The organism is Hymenobacter sp. 102 (assembly GCF_049949205.1).
Classification (GTDB): domain Bacteria; phylum Bacteroidota; class Bacteroidia; order Cytophagales; family Hymenobacteraceae; genus Hymenobacter.
Genome location: NZ_CP188172.1, coordinates 2,841,634 through 2,853,369 on the forward strand (window position 1 = coordinate 2,841,634; position 11,736 = coordinate 2,853,369).

Annotated in this window: 10 protein-coding genes; 7 read left to right on the forward strand and 3 right to left on the reverse strand. The window is 62.2% G+C overall.

Annotated features, from left to right (window positions below; genetic code table 11):
• Positions 1–40 precede the first annotated feature (40 nt).
• Entirely contained in the window at positions 41–1,453 is a 1,413-nt protein-coding gene (locus ACN19L_RS12170) for a hypothetical protein (protein ID WP_426489774.1), read from the forward strand.
• Between the two features lie 87 nt (positions 1,454–1,540).
• Here ACN19L_RS12170 and ACN19L_RS12175 read toward each other — a convergent pair whose 3' ends face one another.
• Both ACN19L_RS12175 and ACN19L_RS12180 read right to left on the reverse strand, forming a co-directional pair.
• Positions 1,541–1,783 (reverse strand): DUF6952 family protein, encoded by a 243-nt coding sequence (locus tag ACN19L_RS12175; RefSeq protein WP_125426530.1) that lies wholly within the window; start codon positions 1,781–1,783, stop codon positions 1,541–1,543.
• 12 nt (positions 1,784–1,795) lie between these two features.
• The gene (locus tag ACN19L_RS12180) at positions 1,796–2,107 is read right to left on the reverse strand and encodes a thioredoxin family protein (RefSeq protein WP_125426532.1); all 312 of its coding nucleotides are present in this window, start codon (positions 2,105–2,107) and stop codon (positions 1,796–1,798) included.
• A gap of 199 nt (positions 2,108–2,306) precedes the next feature.
• On the opposite strand from ACN19L_RS12180, the gene ACN19L_RS12185 reads away from it, so the two are divergent.
• From ACN19L_RS12185 to ACN19L_RS12195, 3 genes are all read left to right on the forward strand, one after another.
• The gene (locus ACN19L_RS12185; protein WP_426489775.1) at positions 2,307–2,903 is read left to right on the forward strand and encodes an arylesterase; all 597 of its coding nucleotides are present in this window, start codon (positions 2,307–2,309) and stop codon (positions 2,901–2,903) included.
• A gap of 66 nt (positions 2,904–2,969) precedes the next feature.
• A complete protein-coding gene (locus tag ACN19L_RS12190) occupies positions 2,970–3,659 on the forward strand; it encodes a hypothetical protein (protein WP_426489776.1) in 690 nt (229 codons plus the stop codon).
• A 177-nt stretch (positions 3,660–3,836) separates the two neighbouring features.
• On the forward strand, positions 3,837–5,012 hold the full coding sequence (locus ACN19L_RS12195) for a glutathionylspermidine synthase family protein (protein ID WP_426489777.1): 1,176 nt from the start codon (positions 3,837–3,839) through the stop codon (positions 5,010–5,012).
• Between the two features lie 158 nt (positions 5,013–5,170).
• Here the strand turns inward: ACN19L_RS12195 and glgP are convergent, their stop codons facing one another.
• Positions 5,171–6,823, reverse strand: a complete 1,653-nt coding sequence (gene glgP / locus ACN19L_RS12200) for an alpha-glucan family phosphorylase (RefSeq protein WP_426489778.1) — start codon at positions 6,821–6,823, stop codon at positions 5,171–5,173.
• 371 nt (positions 6,824–7,194) lie between these two features.
• Between glgP and ACN19L_RS12205 the strand changes: the two genes are divergently transcribed.
• From ACN19L_RS12205 to ACN19L_RS12215, 3 genes are all read left to right on the forward strand, one after another.
• Positions 7,195–8,640: a hydrolase gene (locus ACN19L_RS12205; protein WP_426489779.1), complete on the forward strand. Its 1,446-nt coding sequence runs from the start codon at positions 7,195–7,197 to the stop codon at positions 8,638–8,640.
• A gap of 289 nt (positions 8,641–8,929) precedes the next feature.
• A complete protein-coding gene (locus tag ACN19L_RS12210; RefSeq protein ID WP_426489780.1) occupies positions 8,930–10,834 on the forward strand; it encodes an alpha-amylase family glycosyl hydrolase in 1,905 nt (634 codons plus the stop codon).
• A gap of 91 nt (positions 10,835–10,925) precedes the next feature.
• Positions 10,926–11,633, forward strand: coding sequence for an SDR family oxidoreductase (locus ACN19L_RS12215; RefSeq protein WP_426489781.1), 708 nt, complete (start codon positions 10,926–10,928; stop codon positions 11,631–11,633).
• Positions 11,634–11,736 lie beyond the last annotated feature (103 nt).

Genomic DNA, 11,736 nt, shown 5'->3' on the forward strand with positions numbered 1-11,736 from the left:
CCAGGTTCCCAAGTCCCACAGTTCCCAAGTTTCTCTTCCCTTGCTTCAATTTTTTAAAAGCTCCCTGCCTACCCGCCTGTTTGTGCTGCTGCTACTGCTGCTGGCCCTGCGGCTGCCGCTGTTGTGGTGGGGCATCCCGCTGATGCCGGTGGAACTGCGCAGTCTGCTGATCGGGGAGCGGCTACACGCCGGCGCCTTACTTTACCGCGACGTGTACGACAGCACGGCCCCACTGGCAGCGGCCCTGGCCGGCCTTTCCGAGTTGGTAGGCAACCGGCTGCTGTGGCTGAACCGGCTGCTGGCGCTGGCGCTGTTCACGTTCCAGGCATTGCGGTTCAACTTTGTGCTCAACCGCGCCGATGTGCACCCCGAACGGGGCTACGTGGGGGCGTTGGTGTATCTGCTGCTGGGCTCCATTACCACCGACCTGGACATTCTCTCCCCCCTGCTGTTGGGCCACTCATTTCTGATTGCCGCGTTTAGTGCGTTGCTGCCCACCTCCCGGGAGGGATATGATAACCGCAGGCTGTTTCGGGCGGGGTTTCTGATTGGGGTAGCGGCCCTGTGCTACCTGCCACTGGCCCTGTTTCTGCTGCTGGGCCTGTTTGCTGTTATCATTTTCGCCGCCAACTCGTTCCGGAGCTTTTTGCTGCTGGTGTGTGGCTTTCTGTTTCCCTACGCGGTAGTGGCAACGTTTTTCCTCTACAACGATTCGCTGCCGGGTTTCTCGCAGTTTCATTTGCGGCCCACGCTCAACGGACTGGTGGCGGGGGCCGATGGCCTGCCACTATGGGTGCACCTGCGGTTGCTGGTGTTGCCGGGTGTGCTGCTGCTACTGGGCCTGGGGCGCAGCTTCACGCTGCCGCCAGGGCTCGTATTCCAGGTGAAGTTTCAGCAGCTGATGCTGGTGTGGCTGGTGGTGGCCGCCGCCATGGCCGCAGCTGGTGGTGGCCGGGCCCCGGGCACCCTGGTGCTTATTCTGCCCCCACTTACGTATTTCAGCCTGTATCTGTGGCAGAAAAACCGTCGGGCCTGGGTGCCGGAAGTATTGCTGCTGCTGGTAGTAGGAGCGGTGCTGGTGGTGCGCTACCGCTCGGCGCTGTTTCTGGATAGCATCATTCCCATTCCGCTGGAAAGCCGCTACGCCGTGCAGCCGAACCCGCGCTATGCGTTTCTGCAGGGCCAGCAGATTCTGGTACTGGGGCCCGACATGCGCCCGTACGCCCACAACCACCTCGCCACGCCTTACCTCGACTGGCAGCTGGCTCAAACCGACCTGGGGCGCCTCAGCGAGTACGATGCCGTGTTTCGGGTGGCGCGCAATTTCCAGACCAGCCCGCCCCGCTACCTCATCGACCAACGGGGCCTCGTACCGGAGCTGCAATACAAGATACCCGCTATTTTCAGCCGCTACGAGCCCACTAATACGCCCGGCGTGTACCGGCTTAAATAGTGAGGTGGTGAACTGGTGAGTTTGACGTTTGAACCGCGCAACTGGCGCAGGCAGAACGTCAAACTCACCAGTTCACCACCTCACTATTTAGCTGATGCTCACGCGCACTTTGGCGGTGTACTCGCGCAGGGCGGTTTTGAAGTCGGTGCCGTGGTCCTGCATGTGGTTGAGGATGAAGATGGCCGCAAACACGTGGGTCAGCTGTTCGCCCTCATCCTCGCCTTCAACCTCAATGGCCAGGGGCTGTTCTTCCAGCAGGGCCTGCTCGGCGGCTACCAGGTTTTCCAGCGTCTGGGTTTCCACCAGGCGCTTGATTACGGGCATTTTCATGGCGGGGCGGGCTTAGTTCAGGCGCGAAATCAGGCTGGCTACGGCCTCTTCCTTGCTGGCAGCCACGGTATCTACCAGCTCCCCGTTGCGGAATACCGCGAAGAAGGGCAGGTTGGTTACGCTGGCCAGCTTGCGGGCCTCGGGGCTGGTTTCGGCGTTTACGTCCAGGAAGGTCATGCCTTCGTTCTGCTCGGCCAGGCGCTTAAACTTGGGCGAAAACAGGCGGCAGTTGCCGCACCAATCGGCGTAGTATTTCACCACTACTTTCTCATTGTCTTGCAGTAGCTGCTGAAAATCGGCGTCGGTGGCTTTCGTAACGGACATTCGGGGGGTATTTGGTGAAAAAATCAAGCGTAGCAGAGAAGAATTATTCTCATCTGGCAGCAAAGGTAAAGGCCGAAACTGCCAAAAAAGTTTGCCGCCGCTAACTTTTCTCCTTGGCCCTGTACACTTTCGGGGAAGCGGAACTCTGGCCCTGGCAAACCGTTTAGCCTGTTCGCCCTTCCCTTTTCGGGCCTTTACTATGCGCACCATTCTCTTCTTCGGCGACTCGCTTACGGCCGGCTACCAGCTCCGGGCCAGCGAGGCGTTTCCGGCCCGGATTCAGGAAAAAATCGATGCCGCCGGCCTGGCCTATAAAGCCTACAACTACGGCGTAAGCGGCGAAACCACGGCCGGGGGCCGGCAGCGCATCAGCACCGTGCTGCCCCGCTTTGAGCAACTCGACGTGTTTGTGCTGGAGTTGGGGGCCAACGACGGCCTGCGGGGTATTCCGGTGCGTGAAACCACCCAAAACCTGCAGTTTATCCTGGATGCCGTGCGCCGCACCCACCCCGCGGCCCGCATCGTGCTGGTAGGCCTGGAGTTTCCCTTTGATCTGGGGCCGCTGGCCACGTTGGGCGGCGGGCGGCTGGGCCATTACGCCCAGGAGTTCAACGCCCTGTTCCGGCAGCTGGCAGAGAAAAACCAAGTCGATTTTGTGCCCTTTCTGCTGCACGGCGTGATGGGCCAGCGCCACCTCAACCTCCCCGATGGCGTGCACCCCAACGCCGAGGGCCAGAAGCTGCTGGCCGCCAACGTATGGCAGGTGCTGCGGCCGGTACTGGAGCGGCAGCCATAAAGCAGCTGGCCAACACCGGATTCCTGCTACTTTCGCCTTACGTTCCGCCACTTCTCTTCATTTGCTATGAAACGCCCATTTTACCGCCTCGGCGACTGGCGCCGCAACCTGTTTCTGCTCACGGCAGCCGCCAGCCTGGGCCTGGGCGCTTTGCCGGCCTGCTCCTCCAACGACAGCCGCCCCGACGCCGCGGATTCCTCCTGGGACAATGCCACCGCCGACTCCTACAGCCAGGGCGTTATCACCGAAATGACGGAGACGCAGCCGGGCCAGTGGAAAATTACGGCCGAGCGGCCAGCTGGCAAGGAGGAAGTAGCCGCTATTCTGCGCCACTTCGACGGCAAGGTGGACACACTGCAGGGCCAGGCCTTGCAGCAGCAGATGCAGGACTACACCCGCCGCAACCCCGAAAACCGGGTAGGCGGCACCAGCATGATGGATGTGCTGATGTGGAGCGGCATTGGCTACATGGCTGGCCGCTGGCTGACGCCCAACACCGGCTACTACGCTTCGCCCGGCATTTTCCAGCGCAACAACGGCTGGCGGCAAACCATTGCCCGGGAGCGGGACAATGAGGGCCGAGGCTTTTTCGGGCGGGGTTTCAGCGGAAGCCGCAGCAGTGGCAACGCGGGCATCAGCGCCAGTCCCACCGTGCGGCGCACCGTGTCGCGCGGCACGTTCCGTAGCTCGGCACCCCGCAGCAGCCGTAGCAGCGGTTTCGGGAGCCGGGGCGGCTCCCGGGGCTTTGGCGGGTAAGCGCCTGGCTACCCAAGCGTTCAGGGCCGAAAAGCTGAGTGGGCTGAACCCACTCGCTGGCAGCACGCTTGGCGCTCCACCCCATTCCGCCAAAGCCTGCGGGAATTTTCAATCAGCGTTGAGCAGCCGGGGCCCGCAATCCGGCCCCCGGCTGCTCAACACCCAACCCCCTACCGTATGATTCGTTTGCTGCCGCTGCCGGGCAACGTGGAGCCGGCCATCCGCCAGCTGGGCTGGGAGTGGGCCGTGGAAGATGCCTGCGCGGCCTACCTGGCTCCCGAGGCCGTGGTGCTGCCCGAAGCCGAAGCGGAAACCCTGCTCCAGGCCGCCGACACGCTTTATGACATGCTGGTGCAGGCCATACCCGACCCCATTCCCAACGATTTTCTGCAGCAGCTCGGGATTCCCGCGAACCTCTGGGAAGCCGTGCGCCACAGCTGGAACGACGAGCGGCACTGGCACCTCTACGGCCGCTTCGACCTGGCCCAGACGCCCCACGGCCCCAAGCTGGTGGAGTTCAACGCCGACACCGCCACCAGCATCCCCGAAACGGCCGTGGTGCAGTGGGCCAGCCTGATGGCCGCCGGCCGCCCTGCCGAAGAACGGCAGGCCAACGGCCTGTTTGAAGGCCTGGAAGCCCAGCTGCGCCGCTGGCGGGAGCTGAACCCCGACCTGGCTCCCCACCTACTGCTGGTATATCTGCCCGATAGCGCCGAGGACGAAACCAACTGCGCCGTAGTAGCCGAGGCCGCCCGCGCCGCCGGGTTCGAAACGGCTTTCAGCTGCTCCGTGGATGCCATGCGCGTGGCGGTGGAAGGAGAGGACCGGGGTGCCTGGGCGGAGGTGGCTCTGGGCCAGTGGCAGCGCTTCGATTTTCTGTTCAAGCTGGTGCCCTGGGAGCTGCTGGCTGCTGAGGAGCCCGAGCTTACCGCCGACCTCACCCACCTGCTGCTCACCCGCGACCTGATAATTGCCAACCCGGCCTACGCGCTGCTGTTCCAGAGCAAGGCCCTGCTGGCTCACCTCTGGGACGTATTTCCGCACCACCCGCTGCTGGCAGAAGCCAGCCTGCGCGACCTGCCGGGCCACCACGTACGCAAGCCTTTGTTCGGGCGCGAGGGCCAGAACCTGACCGAGCTGGACGGCTCCCTCACCCGCCAGGAGCAGCCCGGCGACTTCGCCGACCAGCCCCAGGTACGCCAGCGCTGGCTGGATTTCCCGACTGATGCCCAGGGCCGCCGCTACCAGGCGGGCGTGTTCTGGGCCGGCGAGGCCTGCGCCCTCAGCTTCCGCCGGGACGCGGGCATCATCACCAACCTCTCCGAGTTCGTGCCGCACATTCTCACTGACTGAACTACAAATCGGGCCCCGGTCCGGCGGGCGTAGCCCGTCGGGCCGGTCCCTGCGTGCTGAGGTTGTTGCGTCGTCGTTCGGGTGCCCACTAACGACAACCGGCCCGACGGGCTACGCCCGCCGAACCGGCGTGGTTTTCAATCAGTGTAGGACGGCTACTACTTGGCGTTGTACATCCGCTCGTAGTACTCGGTGGCCATGCGGTGCGACTCAAACTCGGGCTCCACCTCGCGCATGCCGGTTTTCACCAGCTCCAGGAACTTCTCGGGCTGGCCGTAGTACAGGGGCACGATTTCGTTTTCGAGCACGTCGAGCACGTTGGTGGCCTCGATGTTATCCTTCACCTCATCGGGCTGGTTGATGTCGGTGTGCTCAATGATGAAGCCGTTTTCGCCGTGGCGCACGAACTCCGGAATCCAGCCATCGGCAATGCTCAGCGAGGCCGAAGCATTCATGGCGGCCGTCATGCCCGAGGTACCCGAGGCCTCGCGGGGGTAGCGGGGCGTGTTCAGCCAGATATCGGAACCCTTCTTCAGGGCCGCCGACAAGCCCAGCTCGTAGCCCGTGAGTACGGCGCAGTTTTTCAGGTTCTTGGTCTTCTCAATGATGCTGTTGAACAGGCCCACCGCCCCAAAATCCTTGGGGTAGGGCTTACCGGCCCAGATAACCTGCACCGGACGCTCCTGGTTGTTTACAATATCCAGGAACCGCTCAAAGTGACGCAGAATCAGGTCGGCGCGCTTGTAGCCGGCAAAGCGGCGGGCCCACACCACGGTCAGCACCTCCGGGTCGAGCAGCGTGCCGGTCTGGTCGGCCACGATGTCGAACAGCTGCTTTTTCAGCTCCCGCTTGCGGGCTTTCAGGGCCACGTCGTCGCCGGCTTCCAGGGCTTCGTGCAGGGCTTTGTCGCGCCAGTAGGTGCCGTTCTGGGAGTTGGTAATGGCAATGATGGGGCAGATGCCCGCATTGGTGCCCCACATATCGTTGGCCACTTCGCCGTGCACCTTGCTCACGCCGTTGCTGATGCGCGAGAAGCGCAGGGCCGTGAGCGTGTAGTTCAGGCGCTCCTGCTCCACCAAGCCCAGGCGGCGCACTTCCTCCAGCGGCACATTGCCGAAGAACGACATATCGTGCAGCAGCTTGATGGGGTGCTCCTCGTTGCCGGCCAGCTCGGGCGTGTGGGTGGTGAACACCAGGCGCTTCTTCACCTCCTCCAGGTTGCGGCCGTGCTTGTCGTAGAGGTAGAAGGCCAGGGGCAGGCCGTGGCCTTCGTTGAGGTGATACACCTCCGTGTGGCGGCCCAGCAAATCGAGCAGCTTACCACCGCCCACGCCCAGCAGAATGCTCTGGGCCACCCGGGCAGCCGTATCGGCGTCGTAGAGGTGGTGGGAGATGGTGCGGGAGAGGTAGTCGTTTTCGGGAATGTCCGTCGTCAGGAAGAACATGGGGGCCGTCCCGAACGTGTCGGGGGCCAGGTACAGGGCCTTCACCAGCACCTGCGCGTTGTGAATGGTAATGGGGAACACCAGGCCGGTATCCTGCAGGAAGCTGTAGTGCTTGAGGCGGAAATCGGCGCGCATGCTCTGGTCCTCGTTGCGGCCCTGGTCGTAGTAGCCGAACGACCACAGGATGCTGATGCCTACCAGGTTCTGCTTGAGCTCATACACGGAGCGCATGTGGGAGCCGGCCAAAAAGCCCAGGCCACCGGAGTAGGTTTTCAGGGCCTGATCCAAGGCAAATTCCATGGAAAAATACGCGGCCGGGGTGCTGAACTCGGGGGCGGGCGTGTAGGTATTAAACTCGAATGCCATAGGAGCAGAATGTGTGCGGTGAGTGTGAGCGGACGGGGAGCCCCAGACGTCAGCTCACCCGTTGAAAACCCAAAAAAAGCGGAAAAGAATGGACCAAGCGGATTGCATTCAAATAAGAATGCCAAAATGTTAACGAGCCACTAGTAAAAGGCAAACAAGCATCATGTGCCGGTTCATCCGTTTTGCCTGCACGAGGGCCGCTCTTTCCGGCTGGAAATTGTACTTCTGACAGAAAGATACAACCTCTGCACGGCTAACTATTTGATAATAATTCCTTAATATACACTGTCCTTTTCACCGCTTGAAGGCCAGGTACCTTTGCTGAAAGGGTTTCTCAGTCCTTTTTTCATTCCACAACCACACTCTTTCCTATGCGCTACCCCCTGCGCTGGCTCACAGCCTCCCTGCTGAGCCTCTCCGTTCTGTCCTGTGCCAAACAGGATAATCTTCCTTCTCCTGCTGCTGTTACCCCCGCCACCGCCGCCGCCGATGTAAGCAGCGCCGGTTTCCCGGAAGGCTTCGAAACCGGCACCAAAACGGCCTACACCACCGGCTCCGTCACGCTTGGCTCGGGCTCCTGGACGCTCAACGACGCGCTGCTCGGCAATACCACCGCCGACCCCAAAACCGGGGCGCAGTCGGTTCGGATGCGCAACACCGGCTCCCTCACCATGAACTTCAACGCTACCACCGGGGCGGGCGTGGTTACGGTGCAGCACGCCGTGTATGGCACCGACGGCAGCTCCCAGTGGGAGCTGTGGGTTAGCCAGAACAGTGGCAGCAGCTACGCCAAAGTAGGCAGCACTATCACCAGCAGCAGCAGTACCCTCAGCACGGCCTCCTTCACGGTAAACCTGAGCGGCAGCATTCGTCTGCAGATTCGCAAGACTTCCGGCGGTACCAACCGCATCAACCTCGATAACGTGACGATGGAGCAGTACGGGGGCGGTACCACGCCGCCGCCCACCGGCACGGGCAAGAAATTCCTGTTCGATGGCTCGCACGGGGAGCTGGCCGGCAACGCCGACTGGGTGCTGGACGTGAACAGCGGCGTGGCCTCGCGCTACCCCTCGCCCGACCAGAGCGGCATCACCGCCTCTACTCCCGAAACGTACTGGACCGGCGCCATTTCGGCCTGGGGCGTGGCCCTGGTGAAGCTGGGCCACACGGTGGAGCAGTTGCCGGCCGGCGCGGCCATCAGCTACGGCAACAGCAGCAACCCCCAGGACCTGAGCAACTACAGCGTGTTTGTGGTGGATGAGCCCAACACAGTGTTTACCACGGCCGAGAAAACGGCCATCCTGCAGTACGTGCAGAACGGCGGTGGCCTGTTCATGATTACCGACCACACCATTTCGGACCGCAACAACGACGGCTGGGACTCGCCCGAAATCTGGAACGACCTGATGCAGAACAATTCCGTGAAGGCCAACCCCTTCGGTTTCGCGGTAAACATGGACAACATCGTGGAGAACAGCACCAATGCCCTGGCCTCCACCACCAACCCCATCATGAACGGCTCCCAGGGCCGGGTGTCGCAGCTCTCCTTCCACAACGGCGCTACCATGACGCTCAACCCCACCGCCAACAGCACGGTGCAGGGCCTGGTGTGGCGCACTTCGGCCGCCCAGGGCAACAGCCTGGCTATGGCTGCCAGCAGCACCTTCGGCACGGGCCGCGTGGTTATTATCGGCGACTCCTCGCCGGCCGATGACGGCACCGGCTCGCCCGGCAACACCGTGTACGACGGCTGGAACGAAAACGTGAGCCACGCCCGCCTGCACCTGAACGCCTCGCTGTGGCTGGCTAAGCTGTAGAAACAAGCTAGTCTGCTCTCTTAGCCCCGCTACCTGACCTGCAGGTGGCGGGGCTTTTTTGGGCCCGCACCGGCCGGCGGTTGCCGGGGCTGCAGCTACTGGGCACGGTGCCGCCCCAGAGCCGCGCTGCAACGGCATTATCCGGCCTTCGGCACCACTTCCCTGAAAACCCATCAATTCACCACCAAAAACCCGTCAATACATCATCATTTCCAGGGCCCGCAGCAGTAGCATGGCAGGGGTGGGGGTGCGTACCTTGGCAGTTCCGTAATTCGTTTCCACCCCGCCTATGCGCTCCTTCCGATTTTTGCCCCTGCTAGCCGGCTCCTGGCTGGCCGCCGCTACCCCCGCCGCCGCTGCCCCGGCCGTAACCTTCACCGAGCTGGCCGCCCCGGCCGCCAAAACCGCTCCTATCCAGCGCATCGACCCCACTTTCTGGTGGGTGGGCATGAAAAACCCCAAGCTACAGCTGCTGGTTCACGGGCCCGGCATTGCCACCAGCACCGCCACCCTGAAAGCCTACGAGGGCGTGACTCTGGACGGCGTGCAGAAGCTGGAAAGCCCCAACTACCTGGTGCTCAACCTCACCATCAGCCCCTCGGCCAAGCCGGGCAAGCTGCAGCTGGAGTTTAAGGGCAGCAAAAAAACCACCTTCGCCTACGAGCTGCGCCAGCGCACCACCCCCGGCGACAAGCAGAAGGTGCAGGGCCTGACCCAGCAGGATTTCATCTACTTCCTGATGCCCGACCGGTTCTCGAACGGGGACCCCAAGAACGATTACATTGCCGGTATGCGCGCCCCCAAAGCGGCCCGCGACTCGATGTACAGCCGCCACGGCGGCGACCTGAAAGGCCTGGAAAACCACTTCGACTACCTGAAGGAGCTGGGTGCCACGGCCGTGTGGATGACGCCGGTGGTGGAAAACGACATGCCCAAGGCCAGCTACCACGGCTACGCCCTCACCGACTACTACAACACCGACCGGCGCTACGGCACCCTGGAGGAGTACCGGCAGTTTGTGGACCGGGCCCACGCCGCCGGCCTGAAAGTGGTGCACGACGTGGTGCTCAACCACATGGGCTCGAAGAACTACCTGTTCCTCGACCAGCCCGCCAAAGACTGGTTCAACCAGTGGCCCAACTTCACGCGCAGCAACTACAACTCGCAGGCCCTCAACGACCCGTACCGCGCCGACCTCGACAGCCGCCTCTACAACCAGGGCTGGTTCGACACGACCATGCCCGACGTAAACCAGCGCAACCCGCTGGTGGCTACCTACCTGATTCAGAACTTCCTGTGGTGGGTGGAGTACACCGGCCTCGACGCTTACCGCATCGACACTTACCCGTACTCCGACCCCAAGTTCCTGATGCAGTGGGGCCAGGCCCTGAACGACGAGTTCCCCAGCCTGTTCAAGTTTGGCGAGGCCTGGGTGGGCAGCACGGCCCAGCAGGCGTTCTTCGCCCGCAACATCTTCCAGCCGGTGGATGGCTTCAAGTCGAACCTGGAGTCGGTGTTTGATTTCCAGTCGACGTTTGCCCTGCACGACGCCATCAAGGGTGACCAGCCCAACATGGGCAAGCTCTACGATGCCCTGCAGGGCGACTGGATGTACGAGGACGCCACCCGCAACGTAACCTTCCTCGACAACCACGACATGAGCCGCTTCTATTCGGTGATTGGCGAGGACTTCGGTAAGTATAAGCTGGGCATTACCTGGCTGCTCACCTCGCGCGGCATTCCGCAGCTGTACTACGGCACCGAGGTGCTGATGAAGAACTTCTCGAACCCCGATGGCAAGGTGCGCGAGGACTTCCCCGGCGGCTTTGCCGGCGACAAGACCAACTACTTCACGGCCGCCGGCCGCACCGGCCAGGCCGGCGAGGCGTTCAACTACGTGAGCAAGCTGGCCCAGTACCGCAAAGCCCACCCCGTGCTGGCTACGGGCAAGCTGATGCAGTTTATCCCGCAGGACGGGGTGTACGCCTACTTCCGCTACAACGACCAGGGCCAGGCCGTGATGGTGCTGCTCAACGGCAACAAGGACGAGAAAACCGTGGACGGGGCCCGCTTTGCGGAGCGCACCGGCGGCTTCACGGGCGGCACCGAAATCATGACCGGCGCGGCCCTGGCTGACCTGAAGACCTTCAAAATTCCCGGCCGCACGGCCTGGGTGGTGGAGCTGAAAAAATAAGAATAGCGGGTACTACTGGGAACCACCGTCGGTACCCGCTAACTTATACCCTACCACCCGGTAGTATTTTCAGTTTAACCCTGATAAAATCATGACCGACCTGACCGATAAAGTAGCCATTGTAACGGGTGCCAGCCGCGGCATCGGCCGTGCCATTGCCTTGCTGCTGGCCATGCAGGGTGCCAAAGTGGTATCCGTAGCCCGCACGGCCGAGGAACTGCAGGAACTCAACAGCAAAACCCAGGGTCTGGCCATTCCGGCCGACGTAGCCGACGAGGAAGATGCCGCCCATATCGTAGCCGAAACGCTCAGCTACTACGGGCGGCTCGATATTCTGGTGTGCAATGCCGGCGTGGGCTCCTTCAACCTGCTGGAGCACTTTGATGCCGCCGAGTGGGACCGGATTTTCGACGTGAATGTGAAGGGCACCTTCCTGCTGTGCAAGGCCGTAGTGCCCCACTTCAAGGCCCAGGGTCACGGCCACATTGTGGGCATCACCTCCGATGTGAGCAAGCGCACCTTCGAGCACGGCACCGCCTACGGGGCCAGCAAGTACGCCCAGGATGCTCTGCTTAGCTCGTTGCGTAAGGAAGTACGGCCCCACGGCGTGAAAGTGAGCACCATCTACCCCGGTCTGGTAGATACTTACTTCAACGACTCCCGCCCCGGCAGTCTGGAAGCCGAGAAAACCCACCTCAAGCCCTCCGACGTGGCCCAGGCCGTGCGCTACGTGCTGGAAGCCCCCACTCATGTAGTAGTGGATGAGCTGATGCTGCACCCGATGACGCAGGAGTGGTAGCACGTCATTGCGAGCGGAGCGAAGCAATCCTTCCTTTCCTAAGCACTAAGCCTTGACCTATGCAAAAGCCAGGTCTTCGGTAGGCGGTTTACCATTGGCTTAT